Annotated in this window: 16 protein-coding genes and 1 pseudogene; 4 read left to right on the forward strand and 13 right to left on the reverse strand. The window is 43.1% G+C overall.

Going from position 1 to position 15,845, the window contains the following annotated elements; all coding sequences use genetic code 11:
• Window positions 1-31: 31 nt before the first annotated feature.
• The 4 genes and pseudogenes from R7044_RS15540 to R7044_RS15550 form a co-directional block, all read right to left on the reverse strand.
• Window positions 32-910 (reverse strand): DMT family transporter, encoded by an 879-nt coding sequence (locus R7044_RS15540; RefSeq protein ID WP_017634269.1) that lies wholly within the window; start codon window positions 908-910, stop codon window positions 32-34.
• A 391-nt stretch (window positions 911-1,301) separates the two neighbouring features.
• Window positions 1,302-1,838, reverse strand: a complete 537-nt coding sequence (locus R7044_RS28615; protein ID WP_372036153.1) for a methyl-accepting chemotaxis protein — start codon at window positions 1,836-1,838, stop codon at window positions 1,302-1,304.
• Window positions 1,836-2,615, reverse strand: a pseudogene (locus R7044_RS28620) (PAS domain-containing protein); the annotation flags it as partial. The gene R7044_RS28615 and the pseudogene R7044_RS28620, both read right to left, overlap by 3 nt.
• Before the next feature lie 414 nt (window positions 2,616-3,029).
• The gene (locus R7044_RS15550; protein ID WP_181881321.1) at window positions 3,030-3,203 is read right to left on the reverse strand and encodes a hypothetical protein; all 174 of its coding nucleotides are present in this window, start codon (window positions 3,201-3,203) and stop codon (window positions 3,030-3,032) included.
• A 179-nt stretch (window positions 3,204-3,382) separates the two neighbouring features.
• On the opposite strand from R7044_RS15550, the gene R7044_RS15555 reads away from it, so the two are divergent.
• Window positions 3,383-3,823, forward strand: coding sequence for a phosphate-starvation-inducible PsiE family protein (locus R7044_RS15555; protein ID WP_005375731.1), 441 nt, complete (start codon window positions 3,383-3,385; stop codon window positions 3,821-3,823).
• A 419-nt stretch (window positions 3,824-4,242) separates the two neighbouring features.
• Here R7044_RS15555 and R7044_RS15560 read toward each other — a convergent pair whose 3' ends face one another.
• Window positions 4,243-4,851: a MarC family protein gene (locus R7044_RS15560; protein ID WP_017635732.1), complete on the reverse strand. Its 609-nt coding sequence runs from the start codon at window positions 4,849-4,851 to the stop codon at window positions 4,243-4,245.
• A 279-nt stretch (window positions 4,852-5,130) separates the two neighbouring features.
• Window positions 5,131-5,556, reverse strand: coding sequence for a TraR/DksA C4-type zinc finger protein (locus R7044_RS15565; protein ID WP_205391121.1), 426 nt, complete (start codon window positions 5,554-5,556; stop codon window positions 5,131-5,133).
• 190 nt (window positions 5,557-5,746) lie between these two features.
• Between R7044_RS15565 and zigA the strand changes: the two genes are divergently transcribed.
• A complete protein-coding gene (gene zigA, locus R7044_RS15570) occupies window positions 5,747-6,946 on the forward strand; it encodes a zinc metallochaperone GTPase ZigA (RefSeq protein WP_047100912.1) in 1,200 nt (399 codons plus the stop codon).
• A 147-nt stretch (window positions 6,947-7,093) separates the two neighbouring features.
• Here the strand turns inward: zigA and R7044_RS15575 are convergent, their stop codons facing one another.
• The gene (locus tag R7044_RS15575; RefSeq protein WP_205391120.1) at window positions 7,094-8,308 is read right to left on the reverse strand and encodes a CobW family GTP-binding protein; all 1,215 of its coding nucleotides are present in this window, start codon (window positions 8,306-8,308) and stop codon (window positions 7,094-7,096) included.
• 276 nt (window positions 8,309-8,584) lie between these two features.
• On the opposite strand from R7044_RS15575, the gene R7044_RS15580 reads away from it, so the two are divergent.
• Window positions 8,585-8,764 (forward strand): hypothetical protein, encoded by a 180-nt coding sequence (locus tag R7044_RS15580; protein ID WP_225455671.1) that lies wholly within the window; start codon window positions 8,585-8,587, stop codon window positions 8,762-8,764.
• 67 nt (window positions 8,765-8,831) lie between these two features.
• On the opposite strand, the gene R7044_RS15585 is transcribed toward R7044_RS15580, so the two are convergent.
• Window positions 8,832-10,103 carry a peptidoglycan DD-metalloendopeptidase family protein gene (locus R7044_RS15585; RefSeq protein WP_205391119.1) on the reverse strand — a complete coding sequence of 424 codons (1,272 nt, stop codon included), beginning with the start codon at window positions 10,101-10,103 and terminating at the stop codon, window positions 8,832-8,834.
• Between the two features lie 147 nt (window positions 10,104-10,250).
• Here R7044_RS15585 and R7044_RS15590 point away from each other — a divergent pair, with 147 nt between their 5' ends.
• Complete coding sequence (locus tag R7044_RS15590) at window positions 10,251-11,123, forward strand: aspartoacylase (protein ID WP_054574360.1); 873 nt, start codon at window positions 10,251-10,253, stop codon at window positions 11,121-11,123.
• A 207-nt stretch (window positions 11,124-11,330) separates the two neighbouring features.
• Here R7044_RS15590 and R7044_RS15595 read toward each other — a convergent pair whose 3' ends face one another.
• The 5 genes from R7044_RS15595 to R7044_RS15615 form a co-directional block, all read right to left on the reverse strand.
• Window positions 11,331-12,344 carry a CobW family GTP-binding protein gene (locus R7044_RS15595; RefSeq protein WP_205391118.1) on the reverse strand — a complete coding sequence of 338 codons (1,014 nt, stop codon included), beginning with the start codon at window positions 12,342-12,344 and terminating at the stop codon, window positions 11,331-11,333.
• Window positions 12,334-12,894, reverse strand: a complete 561-nt coding sequence (locus R7044_RS15600) for a carbonate dehydratase (protein WP_017821071.1) — start codon at window positions 12,892-12,894, stop codon at window positions 12,334-12,336. Before R7044_RS15600 ends, R7044_RS15595 begins: the two co-directional genes overlap by 11 nt.
• A gap of 44 nt (window positions 12,895-12,938) precedes the next feature.
• Window positions 12,939-14,273, reverse strand: coding sequence for a dihydroorotase (locus R7044_RS15605; protein ID WP_086047311.1), 1,335 nt, complete (start codon window positions 14,271-14,273; stop codon window positions 12,939-12,941).
• 82 nt (window positions 14,274-14,355) lie between these two features.
• Entirely contained in the window at window positions 14,356-14,826 is a 471-nt protein-coding gene (locus R7044_RS15610; RefSeq protein ID WP_025767649.1) for a Fur family transcriptional regulator, read from the reverse strand.
• 4 nt (window positions 14,827-14,830) lie between these two features.
• Entirely contained in the window at window positions 14,831-15,499 is a 669-nt protein-coding gene (locus tag R7044_RS15615) for a DUF1826 domain-containing protein (RefSeq protein ID WP_025767648.1), read from the reverse strand.
• Window positions 15,500-15,845 lie beyond the last annotated feature (346 nt).

A 15,845-nucleotide genomic window follows, 5' to 3' on the forward strand; every position in this document is an offset into this window, starting at 1 on the left:
CTCAAATTCTCCCAACCCAAGTTAATTTGCTCTACTTTCGGGTAGGGAAGCGAAACCGCCCGCCAGTACGATAAATAATTAGAGAAAATAAGATAAGCACACAACCTACTAGTTTATTTGCCGTTAGTACTTCGCCATACCACAGCACGCTCAGAATAACCGTCCAAACTGGTTCTAATATCATAATTAGAGCAGCGTTACCTGCCTGAACAAATTTTTGCCCCATGGTTTGCATTACGTAACGCAAGCTCGTCGCTAATAAGGTACTCAACGCAAACCACCACCAAATAGAGGAGTCCACCTCTACCGGGAAAGATTCCATAAAAAATGAAACCAACAAACCTAAACAACCTGCTGAAAAAAGTTGCACGCAAGTAAGCAGCAGCACAGGTAGTTTTTGAGAGTATTTGCTGTTCACATTAAAATGAAGCGCCAAAACCAGTGCTGCACCAAGAAACCACAATTGACTGGCCGATTGTTTCCAGCCACCAACTAAAGAAAGACAAGCAAGACCTAATACAGCGATAGGCAAAGAAAGCCAGAAAATTCGTTGTGGTCGTTGACGAAACATAACCCATGCAACAATCGGCACAAACAGCATGGAAAGGCTCATGATAAATGCGCCTTCCCCGAGAGTATCACTGATAGAAATGGCGTAAATCCATGTCATAACGGCACTGCCTAACAGGAGCCCGACACCACCAGCAGAAAGCACATCTTTTAAGTTTGCTTTCAGCAAAGGTCGGTAACATAGAGGCAGTAAGCAGAGCGAAGCGATAGTAAATCGCGCCCCAATAAAGCCAAAAGGTGGTAAACCCTGTATTGTTTCCTTAGAGAATATCCAGCCAAGTGCCGCGATCATCGTCGTCGCAACCAGAATAACCGTCGCTTTGCGTTCTGAGTTAAACATAAGTACTCACAAAATATGGAACACACAATAGCGCAGCAAGAGAGTTTTACTGCGCTATTGTGTAAATTTGAAAGGGGTTTGTGTCGAGCGAAAAAGTGAAAGCCCGATCCTCTCCTGTATTGTTGTCACGCAGATTGAAGTTCTGCTGCTAGATACATTAAATGCAGGCAAAGTCTTAAGGCAAGCCTTTTCGCATACTAAATTACTTTGGCATTCTATACAGCAAGCAAACTGGCTAAAACCTGTACCGGGTGTCGAACTACCTCCCCTTCAAAACGCTTAACTTGACTGCGGCAGGAGTAGTATTGCGACTTAAGCGCTCCTCAATACAGGTTGAATAAGGCGAATTGCTTTTTACCAATCGCCTCTGCAATGAAAACTTATTGATTAACTACAACGAGCGGTTAAATTGCTCCACGGCCTCTACAACACGGCTAGCGCCATCTTGTATTTCATTCATCACATTGCCTGCTTTTTCAGAGAGCTCTAGCGTATCTAGTGCTTCTTTTTGGCATTTAGCGATCAGCTTAACTGCGTTATCTGTTCGCTGTAGGTTTTCACTGACCATTGTGACAATTTCATCGGTGGTTGCATTGGTTCTTGTAGCAAGCTGTCTGACTTCATCAGCAACAACGGCAAAACCTCTACCATGCTCACCCGCACGAGCCGCTTCTATCGCCGCATTTAACGCCAATAAGTTAGTTTGGTCAGCGATACCACTGATGCTATTTACCAACTCGCTAATACGCGATGAGTGCGCTTTAAGCTCGTCAATCGCGGTGTTCGCTTGCTGCATTTGCTCGGAAAGTATCTGCATCTTTTCTAACGTTGAGCCTATAACCTCTTGCCCTTGCAGGGTTTGTGTTCCAGTTTCTTGCGAGATTTCATTCGCCAATTGCGCAGCCTGGGCCATTTTCTGTTCCTGCATCACCTGCTGGGTAATATCTGTCGCGAACTTAACGACCTTATAGAGCTCTCCTCTGTCGTTATGGATTGGGTTATATGAAGCCTCTAACCACACCTCTTCACCATAACGGTTAACTCGTTTGAATCGCTCTGATGAAAATTGCCCTTTTGCTAAACGTTGCCAAAACTCACGGTAAGCTTGAGAGCTCGACTCTTCCTGATCACAAAACATGCGATGATGCTTCCCTAGAATCTGATCAAGCGTATAACCCATTGTGTTTAGGAAATTATCGTTGGCTTTTAAAACATGGCCATCTAATGTGAACTCAATCACCGCCATAGAACGACTTAATGCATTTAGCATGTCCTCTTGCTCACGAGATGATTTGATCGTTCGCGTAAGTTCAGAAGCAAAAACAAAAAAGCTTTCTACTTCTCTGTGCTCATTTAAAACAGGCTGGATAATCGTTCTTAACCAGGCTTCCTCACCATTACCTTTCTGTACTTGCAATGCCCCATTCCAGAACACTTTATCTTGGACGGCTTTCTTCATTCGATGAAAGTGATCTGTATTGCGCGAATTTGACGGTACCAATTCATTAATTGATTTCGTTAAGATCTCATCATCATTTAAGAAAAGTTCTTGCTGTAGCTTAGTATTTGCAGAAGTAATGATGCCTTTACTATCCAATGTTAAGCGGATCATCTCTTCATCTAAACTGGTTTGGATTTGCTGCAGGATTTGCAACTCCTGCTTTAATCGTTGATTTTCTTGTTGAAGCGACTTATTAAAAAACATGACTTTCTCTCATTTGACCGACCTTCGGATTAGTCAAAGGTTTATTATTTGTATACCGAATAAACTGCAAGCGGCAAAATCGTTTGGTTGCATATTCAAACGCGATTTCTATTTCTTATCAAAGGACCCCGCAGGGAATACGGCGATTTTTTCTCCAGTGTAACCTAAGCGCAGTATACTGAAATTTCTTCAGCACCCAAGTTGTTTATATATTTATCAATATTAAAGCTCTTTATCGCCAATTTGAGGTTTGTATTTGTGGATATACTTATATGGAGAAGTGGTGTGTTCAGATCAATAAGCCTTTTCATTTAAAAAAAGGGCCTTGACTTAGTTCCAATAATTTTCGCCGTTTTACCGCTTTTCCACCCGACTTTTGAGCGATTACCCACTCCTTATTCGCTTGTATTTCTATTAACAACGCACGGAGGAACCAGCAACAAGCGCATCGATTTGCCCAGTATCAATACGTTGTGGTATCCGCTCATTCAGTTTGCCGTGAAGGTGATGAATCACCACCTCACCAGTCGACTCGTCACGATCAGAAATGAGGTAATGAGGTAATGAGGTAATGAGGTAATAACGCATGACACCAGAGATTACATTATGTGTCCAACATTGTGCCCACTCCTAAGTTTCATAACTTCCTTCCCTCGGACGCTTCTATCTCTCACCACAGCAACTATGCTTTAAACGACATGTATTCAATTGTCTAGCTTCAACATATGAAGGTTAAGTGAACATAAACAAGCGAAGGAAACAGGGCCATGGAAGTCGATAAAAATGATAAGTTAACAAAAAAATTACAGATAGTGATTCATTGGTCTGTAAGAGTATTGTCGATAGTTATGTTGTTTGTAATCGTCATGGGTGTGATAGATGTTGCATGGACGATATATCAAAAACTTATCACGCCACCTAAACTCATTCTGACGATTTCAGATATGCTAGCCACTTTTGGTGCTTTTATGGCCGTTTTAATTGCTATTGAAATTTTCATCAATATAACTATTTACCTGAGAGAAAATGTTATTCATGTAAAAATCGTCATGGCCACCGCGCTGATGGCAATCTCCCGAAAGGTCATTATTATAGACTTTGAAACCTTGTCTCCAATGTACCTGATTGGAATTGCGGCTGTAGTTCTTAGTATGAGTCTTGGTTACTGGCTGATCCATAAACTGCCCAATAAGAGCCATACTGAATAAACTTCTCAGCCTCCCGAATTTTCAGATACTCTCAAGGCATGAAAAAGTCTTGTCTTGGCACGTTGGAAGCTAATAAATTCCTCCATGCTAGGCTCTATATACTGCGAGACTACAAGATTATAGAGTAGTGCCTAGGCGGAGAAATTATCGATATTATTTTCTAGCAGCTAATCTTTGAGTATTGGCACAGCTCAATGGGGCAAGTGTTGCTCCAGTTCCCCATCTGATTTATACCCTCAACATCTATGTATTTTAATTTCAACTTTTCCGTGATCCTCTTAAACAAGGTCGTCACGAATAGCCTGAAGGATTACATCCGGCTAAAAGTAACCGCCAGAAAAGTGATTGTCAGGTGGTCGGTCATCTCGCCGTAAAATTAGCTCTTAACGCATACCTTCAGCTCAGTTTGCGAAAAAGCCTTAAAGGTCAAAGTAACTTTCAATCCCATTCAGAGTGTTGGTCGTGGCCACAGCGGCTAATATCAACCCCATGATCCGACTTACAGCACTAGCTCCTGTATTCCCAATAATCCTGTGTATGCCGCTGGCCATTAATAGCAAGATATAAACAACCAATAGTACCAGCAGCATCATAGCCACTGTCTGGACTTGCTCCCAAATATTAAACCGCACGTTCTCTGTGAGTAAAACGGCGGCTAATATTGCGCCAGGGCTAGCAATTGATGGAATGGCTAGAGGAAAAACTGCTGTATCATGATGACTATTGAGCGTTCTGATTTCTTCTGCTGGTTTACTCTCACCAAATATCATAGTCAAAGCAAACAAGAACAATACGATACCGCCCGAGATTTGAAACGCAGACAAGGGAATACGCATTGCTGTAAGTATGATTTCACCAGCAACAACAAAAAACAGTAGGATAGCAGCTGAGAATAGAGTCGCAAAAAGAGCGACCTTACGCTTTGCCACTTCTTCATAGCTTTTTGTGGCTGCGATAAAAACGGGCACAGTACCTATGGGATCGATGACAGCAAAGAAAAAGATAAAAGTTGCCACAAAGTCAATCATGCTACTTTCTCCAGTACCAATTTAGCTTTAAGGATAGAAGATCAGCTTGAAGTAGCAGAGAAAATGTTTGACGCTAACATAGCGAGAGCTCATTCAGAAAAACAAAAATGGTGCGTTATTTACAATACAGAACTTACTTCTATCCTATCGATAACTATTAATATCTCAAAGGTAATGACTACCATACCTAACGGTAGTCGCCATCGCTTTAGACTTCTCAGAGAACATCAAAAAAACAAGTGAACGAGAAGAATATCGACGTCATAAGATAGTGAGGCTTTAGTGTTTATACCAGTGCTCTTTTGACTCCATTTGAGCTTTTACTTCTGCACTATATTCAGCAGTAGGTCGTGCCAATAACCTTGGAATGCCGATAGGTTCTCCGGACTCTAAACAATAGCCATACTCCCCTGTGCGCAAGCGAGCCAACGATTGTTGAATCTTAGGTAACAACTTTTGCTCTCTATCTATGATTCTTAATGCGATTGCAGATTGCTCCTCACTGGACGCCCTATCGCTTTCGTCACTGAATTCCATTGGCGCAATCATCTCTTCTTTCGCGCGTTCAATATGCGCTAACGTCGATTCATAACGCTCAAATAATCGGTTTTCAAAAAATGCGAGCTGAGCTTCATTCATATAATCCGCCTCGGGCGCTGCAAGAATTTCTTCTTCTGTCATGACATGCTTTTTCTCTTCGTTCATAGAACCTCCACACCGAGATAAGAGTTCGCTCTCTAAATTCCGTACATCTGAATCTGTATAACTTAACGACGAATGAATGCACCAACAAGGTGCAGTACTCGACACAGTCACAAACTGCTTGATGCCAGAGTTAAGATCACCGACTATATTAATTGTTATATTATAACATTACACTATAAAGAGCATGAGCATGAACACCCAGAAACTCCCTGTTACGGTTTTGTCCGGCTTTCTAGGCGCAGGAAAAACAACCGTTTTAAGTCATATTCTTAACAATAGACAAGGCAGAAAAGTCGCGGTCATCGTCAACGACATGAGCGAAGTCAACATCGATGCAGCGACCGTTCAGAATGAAGTTTCTCTCAACCACAGTGAAGAAAAGTTGGTTGAAATGAGTAACGGTTGCATCTGTTGTACCCTGCGTGAAGATCTGCTTGAAGAAGTCACTAAACTCGCGCAAGAAGGCAGATTCGATTACTTAGTTATCGAGTCCACTGGCATCGCCGAGCCACTTCCCGTTGCAGAGACTTTTACGTTTGCTGATGAAAACGGGCTATCACTTTCAGACGTTGCACGTTTAGACACCATGGTTACGGTGGTTGATGCGATTAACTTTCTGCGTGATTACGATGAAGCTAAGTTCTTAACAGAGACCGCCGAATCCTTAGGTGAAGACGATGAACGCAGCGTCGCCGACTTGCTCGTTGATCAAGTCGAGTTCGCTGACGTTATCTTGATAAGTAAAACCGACCTCGCTGAGAAATCAGAAATCGAAAGGCTTCTTGCGATTCTTAGAACTCTCAATACATCCGCCACCATCCTTCCGATCTCAAATGGTGAAGTAGACCTTGATGCGGTACTCGACACACAAAGCTTCAGTTTTGAAAAGGCACAACAAGCCCCAGGTTGGTTGAAGGAAATGCGAGGCGAACACATACCTGAAACCGAAGAATACGGCATTTCTAGCTTTGCTTATCATGCGAGACGCCCTTTCCATCCAGAGAAGTTTTATGACTTCCTCCACAATGCGAAAGATTACGGCAAACTGATTCGTTCCAAGGGTTACTTTTGGCTAGCGACCAGACCTGAGTTTGTCGGTCAATGGAGCCAAGCGGGAGGCATCGCACGTTATGGTGTTGCGGGTATGTTTTGGAAAGCGATTCCGAAGGAGGAGTGGCCGACGGATCAAGATTACCTAGATGCTATAAACGACATTTGGCAAGAACCATACGGCGATATGCGACAAGAATTGGTGTTTATTGGTCAGGGATTAGAGCAACAGAAATTGATTGCTCGTCTTAACGAATGCTTGTTAACAGAAGATGAGATGGAGCAAGGGCTCGACTATTGGTTATCTCTGGAAGACCCTTTCCCTGAATGGGAACAGTAAACGACTGAGATTCAAAAAAGCCTCCCACCATTCGGGAGGCTTTTTAGTTACACTGAGCCAATTTTGTTATATAGAACCAACGCAGCAAGTCCGTCTTGGAACAAGCTGAGATTCAAGCATGCAGCGAGGGAATCCTCACCAGCGCATTCAAACCGTCTTCTTCTGGCTCAACTTAGCTATTTTCTTTGGCCAAGGATCTTCAAATGTTGCCCCTTGTTGCCATTGCTCCAATTCCCCTTCCGTTAAAAAGCAGTTTTCCAGCGCATCAATAAACGCATCGACTTCGTTTTCCTGCCCAATCACCGTTAAGCGACAACGACGATCACCAAAGCGGCTTTCAACACTGTCTATCTTATCTTGCAGGATTTGACGATGTTCCTCAGTGAAGTTTTGCGATTCGTCATTGATTACCGAAGCGCGCCAAAAGCCTGTAATTTCAAGCCCCACATTGCCATTCGCTTGGCTCCAAAGCAGTGAAACATCGTCTCGAGTTGGAAACCAAAAGAACCCTTTACTGCGGAACACACCTTTAGTTAAATACTGGTGGCAGGTATTCCACAAACGCGCAGGATGAAAAGGTCGATCATCTTTGATCACTTTCGCGACAAGGCTTTGTTCGTCTTTATCAGAGAGATTCAACGGCTCATTCACCGTCTCACGAAGTTCTGCGATTAACTGCTCAACAAGGAAGAAATTGTAGTCTTGCTCACCTTTCAACATGCGGATATCCAAGTTTCCCCACGACGTTTTGATTATCTCGGTGTAAACGTTAAGCGGGTGAATCGCCTGCGCGATGTTGCGAACGGTATTGTCGTCCACTTTGTCCGTCTTGGTGAGCATGATACGGTTTGAGAACATGATTTGCTCTACCAACAAGTTTTCAACGCCGCGAACACCCTGCTGCACGTTCTCCTGCCACTTAGGGATTAAGGCAGAACCTTGTCGATAGTCATCTCGCAACCAAGTCGCATCCACCAACGTAATTACGTCTTTGAGTGCGAATTGTGCGTTACTTTTGAAGTACTCGACCAAAGGTAAAGGATGACTACTGCCCGACGTTTCAATCACAACCCATTCTGGCGATTTTTCTGCGCAGAGCTTTTTAAGGGCTTTATCGAGCTGCTTTACACCACTCAGGCTGCTGATGCTGTCTCCACTGATCGTAACAAAGTTGCCCTGCTCTTCACTCACCGCATCGGTATTTAAGATAAGCACGCCATCGACGTCTAACTCACTCATGTCATTAACAATAACGGACAGATCAATACCAGAAGAATCGGCTTGTTGAAGAATGTTGCGTAAAAACGTGGTTTTCCCGGACCCGAGAAACCCATGCAAAATGGTGACTGGAATTGATGGCATACTTTTGACCTACAAACTCTGGATGAACGCATGTTATAACATAACAACTTAGTGAGTTATAGAAGGAATCCAATTGCTGTCTTAGACGCAAAACTTAAGAATCGGTAAAGATCACAGGGGCTGATTTCTCAGAACTCTCCTTCGTTTCTCATCACGTTTCATCACCAGCAAAGGTCTGACTATTGATAAAAATAATAAGTGGTTACAAAACGACCATTGCTTTGTTTATAAAATTGGAGAAAGATGACAATACAGCGATTTATAGGAGGTGGTGTTATGACTTTAGTTCTTACCGTTCTTATTTTCCTAAGTTGTATTGCGATGCTCGCAATTGGTGTGATATTTTCACGTAGGCCGATCAAAGGCGGAGGTTGTTGCAAAGCGTCCGATGTTGCGGATGTGGACGCACGTAAAAGAAAAAATCGCAGTCATTATTCTTCTAGGAACACATATTGAGACTCACCTATTGCTCCAACCTCACAACACAAAATAGCATAACTGAGCCCTAACAAATTGTCGGGACTCAGTTTTTCGTTTCTACTAGATAATCAAACTCTGATACTCGCGCCAAAAATGAAGGTTTCTGGATGTTAGGAAGCGACTTCGCGATAGGTAAGTCGGCTTTCATTGCATCAACCGGACGATTACGAACTAAAACTTCAAAATGTAAATGTGGTCCGGTTGAACGACCAGTATTCCCAGAGAGGGCTATTTTTTGCCCACGCTTTATAACTTGACCTTTTTTAACCAAGATTTTATTCAAGTGTAGGTAACGAGTTTTGTACACACTGTTATGTTCAATCACTAAATAATTACCGGCATAAGGGTGCTTGCGGACCGCAATTACTTTTCCATCCCCAGTAGAATAAACTGGCGCACCGATTGGTGTCGCGAAATCCGTTCCGTTATGCGGGGTGACTCTTCCCGTCACTGGGTGTTTACGCTTAGGGTTAAACCCAGAGGTGATTCGGCGGTATGCCCTATCGACAGGATAACGGTTAAACGCTCGCTCCAAACTGTTACCAGCTCTATCATAGAACCGTCCATCCTCGGCTAGAAATGCAGCGACTTCGCCCTTCGCTAAGTTAAAAGAAATAGCCTTAATCTCACTATTGCCAGTTTTGTGTTCACCTAAATATTGCTGTTTCACTAATATATCGAAACGGTCACCGGCTCTAAGAGATCGCGCAAAATCAATCTTATCTTTCATCACCTGCGTAATATTTGCGACGTGGCCTGATGTCAATCCAACTCGATGTGCCGAGACTGAAAAACTCCCTTTGATTTCTCCCGAAAATAAGGTTTCACGCCATTCCCCTGAAATTTCCTGAAATTCGTAAGAGAAGGAGCCATCGTTTTCTCTAGTGTAGATAGCCTTCTCTACAAGGCTCATATGATAAATTAGTCGACTCAATTGCCCCATGTCATCCATCACTAATTCAAGCTCTTCTCCGGGCTTAATCATATCTAGCTGGAGGTGATCAAGATCAACTGAGAGAATTTGCTGCAAAATACCGTAAGGGAGACCCAATTGAGCGAAGATACCACTGAGCGTATCTCCCACTTTAACTATGTAGTGTATTTGTTTAGGTTTAGGTTTAGGTTTAGGCAACGGAGTCAAACTGCTATCTGAGGGAACCACTATCTTTGATGATGGAGGTGGTGACGAATCACTGCTTTGATTCAGTTGAGTGCTGTGACTATCTTGATTTGGCTCATCCTCTGTAGGTAGAAGCAAAGCGACCGAAAAACAAAACACAGCAACGATTAAAGCAATAAATTTAAACTGACTCATGAGAAACTAAGTATCAATAACAACGATTGTTATGTTATAACATATCTAGGATTATTTTTACTCAGTTTAGTAAACGTTTATTCAGTTCACTGGATTGGCTAAGAGAAGACCAGTCATTCAACCCATTCTCTTTGAGAAGGCTCAATAATGAACACATTCAATTCAGCACTTATCGTTGCAGGAACACACGGAAACGAACTTTCTAGTATTTATTTACATAAACTAATCAAAGAAAAACGTTACTCTGTCAATAGATCAACCTTTTCAGCCTGCTCGATCATCGCAAACTCCGAAGCAGTAAAACACAACGTCCGATACATCGATACAGACTTAAATCGCGAGTTCTCAGCAATGAATAGCAATCATTGTCCTGATTTGCATGAAAGCAAGATTGCACATCAATTTATCGAGAAATATGCAAACCAAGAAAAACTGTTGATTGTTGACCTGCACAATACAACAAGCAATATGGGAGCGACGTTGATTTTGCTTTCTAACGATGTGTTTTATCGGAAACTGGGCGCGTACGTCAAACAACGAATGCCATCAGCACATGTCCTTTTCGAAGAGCGAAAAGAATGGCAAGAGCAACCTTACCTTTGTACTGCTGGGCAATATGGAATAATGATTGAGGTCGGGGCGCAAGCACATGGTGCGCTAGAGTACAGTACGTTGGAGTTGATGAAACAGATGCTTACCGCAGTATTGGACTATGTTGAAAAGCACAACCTCAACCAAATAGGCTTACTGAGCGATTATGAGGCGTTTTTTTACACCGAAGAAATCAGGGTTCCACTTGATCAAGAGGGTATGCGGCAAGCACTAGTACACCCTACTATTTGTGGCAGAGATTTTGAGGCGGTCAAACCAGGAGCACCTTTATTAGCGACTTTCGCTGGTTATGATATCCATTGGAATGGCAAAGGGGAAATTTACCCGCACTTTATCAATGAGAGCGCCTACAGTACCGCAAATATAGCAATGGCCCTCGCTAAAAAAAGACGTGTTTCTTCCGTGTAACTTAAAGCAAGTAATTAGGCCACGTGTAACGTGGATACCTCACCCCATGAATAAAACTGTGCCTGAACCGCATAGGCAGAAAATACGGGTACTAACCCCACCCTAATACGGCAGCATAAGTGCCCTAAGCTCAGCTTTAAAAGAAACCCCACTAGAATTTTAAGGAGGTAAGACATTATGGTTAAAAGGAGAGTTTTCTCTTTTCTATCATGATGCCTTCTCCAAACATCGAAATAATCTATCTTCAAATTGGTCATCTAGACCGGAAGAGATCAGTTCTAGGCGGCTTTCTGAACACTCGTCTAGTTCAAATTCTGTGAGTCCATCTGATGTTAGATTGTAACCAAAAATACCGCTTCCCGTGATAAAAACCGCTTTCATTCGTTCGACCTTGAGGTCGAGCAGCAATAATCTCAGCTTTTGATGATCGAACACGTTTTCAGCGGATATACGCCAACCGATACTGTAGAAACCTTCCCCCTGATTGGTTGCTTTTAGAATGCCGCTCTCAGGCATAGGCAACTCAGGAACAAGTGACTTTTTCTCTCTTTCACGATAAAGAACAGAGGGCGTTTTTTGCACGTCAATACGAGTCGCTCCCTCACATTCATGAAAAGGGATAGCGCCATGTTCAGCGAAAATCACTTTTGTTTCCCGCAGACCGAGCTTTGCTATATAAGCCGTCAGCTTTTGCTCATCTTCATCTTGATAGAGATCGCGCTTATTACCTACCACTGTATCTGCGATAGTGATTTGCTGGTTAAACGTTTCATGCTCAGTGTACTTAGGATCCGATAGTTTACGTGCATCGACTAAAGTAATGTTTTTTTGCAAAGCGAGAATTTGACGATAATACTCGGTCGATAGCACTTGCAGTACTTCTTTAGGATGACCAAGGCCTGTAGGCTCAATCAACAATCGATCTGGCCTTGCTTCAGACAATAATTGATTTAAGGCGATTTGCATCGGAAGACCTGCTGCACAGCACATACATCCCCCGGAGACCTCTCGAATAAACACTTGGTCTTGTTGTTTTTTTTGGCCTTGTAACAAGCTGCCATCAATACCAACTTCGCCAAATTCATTGACCAATACAGCCCAACGTTCATGACTCGGTTTATGGGTCAATAAGTGCATTATTGCCGATGTTTTCCCCACCCCGAGAAAGCCAGTGATGATGTTAGTCGGCACTCGCGAAATCAGTGGCTTATTAAAGTTCATTGGCAATTCTCCGGTAGCCTTGGACTAGTTCATGGTTGGCAGAAACGACGGATTCGGAAAAAGCTGAATATTCTGGCGGCACTTTAGAGATACTCTCTAAATCAAAACCGACACCAATATTGGTCATCGGTGGTACATGGAAATAAGCGGGTAAATCGAGGCCATCGACGACACAGTTATGACGAATAACACACCTCTCACCGATGACGCTATTGAACACGACGGAGTTGAAGCCAATGAAAACATCATCACAAACCTGGCAAGGACCATGAATAATCGAACGATGAGCAATGGATGAGCGCTCACCAATGGTCACCGCAGCCCCTGCCTTAGAGTGAATTACGACACCATCTTGGATATTGGTGTCACGTTTGATGACGATAGCTTCCATGTCTCCATGGTTATTAACTTCGTCAGCTCGAATAACAGCATAGGGTCCAATAAAAACGTTATCCTCAATAATGACTTTGCCACAGATAATAGCGGTTGGATCGATAAAGGCTGTTGAGGACACCTGTGGCATATGGCCCGTTGGGTTTCTTCTTAACATAATGCTTCCAGTTTGTTTATGGCTCTTTCTTTGCGGTCAGCGACTTAACGATTGAAGGATAAACGCATCGCTCCAGCTGGTTTATCGATGACTTTGTTATTGGCATAAACTAGCGCGCCATTAACCCAAGTCTTTTGAATTTGAGCTGAAAATTCATGTCCAGCAAAAGGCGACCAACCACAGTGATATAAACTGTTTTCGTTGCTAACTCGTGTTGGGGTATGAGCATCAACCAACACCAAATCGGCGTAGTAACCTTCACGAATAAAACCTCGGCCTTGAATGCCATAGCGAATGGCCGGGTTGTGCGCAGTTTTTTCGACTACTTGAGTCAAACTCATATGACCTAAACGGACATGCTCGAAGAGAGTAAGTAACGCATGCTGAACTAACGGCAGTCCGGCTGGAGCCTGCTCGTAAGGCACTTGTTTTTCTTGCCAAGTGTGAGGAGCGTGATCTGTTGCAATGATATCTATTTGCCCCGTATTTAACGCTTTTAACAACGCATCGCGGTCACTAGGAAACTTGATTGAAGGATTACATTTGATCAAATTACCAAGAGCGCCATAATCTTTGTTGCTGAACCAAAGATGGTGAACACAAGCCTCCGCGGTGATTGATTTATCTCGAATGTCTCCCTCGTCAAAAAGTGCTAGCTCCTTCGCCGTTGTGATGTGCAGCACATGCAGTTGGCTGTGATACTTTTTGGCAAGTTCTACCGCATAAGAAGATGAAGCGTAACAGGCCTCTTCGTCACGCAAAATGGGATGGTCTTCGATAGTGAAACCTGGCTTCTTAAGCCTTTGCTTTTGCTGGTTTTGTTTAATAACAGTCCCACTTTCACAATGAGTAACAATGAGTACTGGAGAGTCACGAAAAATTGACTCCAACGCTTGCGGATCTTCGACTAACAAATTTCCTGTTGATGCCCCCATAAATACTTTCACACCACAATGTTGTTTGGGGTTAAGTTGTTTAATCTGTTCAAGATTGTCTTCGGTTGCACCGAGGTAGAAAGAATAATTCGCAAACGAGCTTTCTTTAGCGAGAGCGAACTTGCGCTCTAACGAGTCAATAGTCGTTGTAGCCGGACTAACATTGGGCATTTCCATGTAGCTTGTAATACCGCCGGCTACCGCTGCCCGCGACTCGCTTGCAATTGTGCCTTTATGTGTCAGCCCAGGTTCTCGGAAATGCACTTGATCGTCAATCATGCCTGGCAGTAAATAAGCCCCTTTAGCATCAATTACAATATCTCCGTGTTGTACGGATATATTAGTAGCAATCTTGTCAATTCTTAGATCAACAATACGTAAATCTGTTTCGGTAATGGCTCTTTCGTTGACCACCCGAGCGTTTTTAATCAATGTTGCTGACATAATTCATTCTTTTAGATAATTTGAAAAGGTGGCCAATACTCGGTCACCTTGTGAAGCTATAAGGGGAGATCGTGTGTCCGCCTCATAGGGGGCGCTTTGCGCATTCATCGCAAACACAGGAAATCTCAAATTGTGGGCTAAGAACGGTGAAGCCTTCTTGTATGGCTTTCGCACATACGCTAGAAATAACATTGGCTTCAACCGCTATTTCACTAACCTTTCCACACTGAGAGCAAATCAAAAACTGTGGAACGCCATGCTCCTGATCGCACGCGATTTGAGAACAAACGACGTATTTACTAGATGTATTGAGCTTATGGACAAAGTGCTCTGCTTCAAGGAAATCGAGTATTCGATAAACCGACATCGCTTGAATGTTTTGAGAAAAGTTGTGATTGCAGTAGTCAACTAGTTCGTAGGCAGAAAGCGGCTTCTCCGCATATAGCAGTGAAGTCAGTATCAATTTCCGTTTAGTAGTGAGTTGTTTACCTCGCAGCAGGCAGATTTTCTCTACCTGCTTCATGACGTCATCTACCGTTTTGAGCTTTCTCATATCTCTAGATGAAATCCAATGTGAGTAGTAAGCGACGTTCATTGTCTGCAACATGTGGAGAGCGATGTATAAGTCCAGTGGCTTCATTGCCTTCCCAACCACTTCCTTTGAGCAGGGCAACATCGCCAGGCTGCATTCGTCGTATTGCACTTTCAGAGTCGTATAATCCCGATAGGTGATCAGGTTGACCAAGACTACCGGCACCGAGTTTAGTGCGATCAATGGTATCGTTGGTTAACCATTCGGTCGCTCGGCCGGTATAAGTTATGACAAGTCTGCAAGGCACACGATCAAAGTGAAATTTCGGGCACATCGGGCTGTCTAGGCGAGTTAGCCTCAAACCTGCTTCTTTAACCTCAAACAAACAGCAGAACATATCGACGATTAAAGCAACATCTTCACTCAGCGCATCAGCACACGCATAGCCCTCTAACTTGCTTCGTACCCATTGTGCAGCATCATCTGGCGTGACACTTTGTACCAGTGCCAATCTAGGCTCCTGTGCCAGCATCAGATTAATGTCCTTCGTCAACTCTTTCGAGAGCGTTCGCTGCCATATGGCAATATTGTGCTCTGGTTTGTAGATGTCGCTAAGTATGTTCGCTGATGTCGATATCGCCAACGATGATGTTGTTTGGACACGAAGCGGGTTCTCAACTACATCAATGCTCATATATCTTCCTCCCAAGCGTTAAAAAGGTCAGGTAAAGGTTTTAATAACGTTGATTTTCTAGGGCTATGAGACCTAGTAATCGTTACGATTTCGCTCTAGTTCACGGACATATTGACACAGTCCCACCCCATGTAGAGTCAAGTCAGACAGCGCTTGTGAAGAAATCAACGTTTACTCTCTCTCAATAGGAGACTACTGGTTGTGAGATCAATTCTTTAAACAACAAATTGTAGAGCCCCAAAAAAGAAAATGTTATAACATAACAATTGATCTTTTCAATATTTACCTTTTTTGATTAAAGATAATTAGGGGAACATCATGAGCATGCAAGCACGGAAATTATATT

It is taken from the genome of Vibrio sp. 1402, from assembly GCF_033340275.1.

Coding starts and splice junctions, on each gene's coding strand:
- R7044_RS15540 (WP_017634269.1), bottom strand. CDS start 910: ATGTTTAACTCAGAACGCAAAGCGACGGTTATTCTGGTTGCGACGACG.
- R7044_RS28615 (WP_372036153.1), bottom strand. CDS start 1,838: ATGCAGGAACAGAAAATGGCCCAGGCTGCGCAATTGGCGAATGAAATC.
- R7044_RS15550 (WP_181881321.1), bottom strand. CDS start 3,203: ATGCGTTATTACCTCATTACCTCATTACCTCATTACCTCATTTCTGAT.
- R7044_RS15555 (WP_005375731.1), top strand. CDS start 3,383: ATGGAAGTCGATAAAAATGATAAGTTAACAAAAAAATTACAGATAGTG.
- R7044_RS15560 (WP_017635732.1), bottom strand. CDS start 4,851: ATGATTGACTTTGTGGCAACTTTTATCTTTTTCTTTGCTGTCATCGAT.
- R7044_RS15565 (WP_205391121.1), bottom strand. CDS start 5,556: ATGAACGAAGAGAAAAAGCATGTCATGACAGAAGAAGAAATTCTTGCA.
- zigA (WP_047100912.1), top strand. CDS start 5,747: ATGAACACCCAGAAACTCCCTGTTACGGTTTTGTCCGGCTTTCTAGGC.
- R7044_RS15575 (WP_205391120.1), bottom strand. CDS start 8,308: ATGCCATCAATTCCAGTCACCATTTTGCATGGGTTTCTCGGGTCCGGG.
- R7044_RS15580 (WP_225455671.1), top strand. CDS start 8,585: ATGACTTTAGTTCTTACCGTTCTTATTTTCCTAAGTTGTATTGCGATG.
- R7044_RS15585 (WP_205391119.1), bottom strand. CDS start 10,103: ATGAGTCAGTTTAAATTTATTGCTTTAATCGTTGCTGTGTTTTGTTTT.
- R7044_RS15590 (WP_054574360.1), top strand. CDS start 10,251: ATGAACACATTCAATTCAGCACTTATCGTTGCAGGAACACACGGAAAC.
- R7044_RS15595 (WP_205391118.1), bottom strand. CDS start 12,344: ATGAACTTTAATAAGCCACTGATTTCGCGAGTGCCGACTAACATCATC.
- R7044_RS15600 (WP_017821071.1), bottom strand. CDS start 12,894: ATGTTAAGAAGAAACCCAACGGGCCATATGCCACAGGTGTCCTCAACA.
- R7044_RS15605 (WP_086047311.1), bottom strand. CDS start 14,273: ATGTCAGCAACATTGATTAAAAACGCTCGGGTGGTCAACGAAAGAGCC.
- R7044_RS15610 (WP_025767649.1), bottom strand. CDS start 14,826: ATGAGAAAGCTCAAAACGGTAGATGACGTCATGAAGCAGGTAGAGAAA.
- R7044_RS15615 (WP_025767648.1), bottom strand. CDS start 15,499: ATGAGCATTGATGTAGTTGAGAACCCGCTTCGTGTCCAAACAACATCA.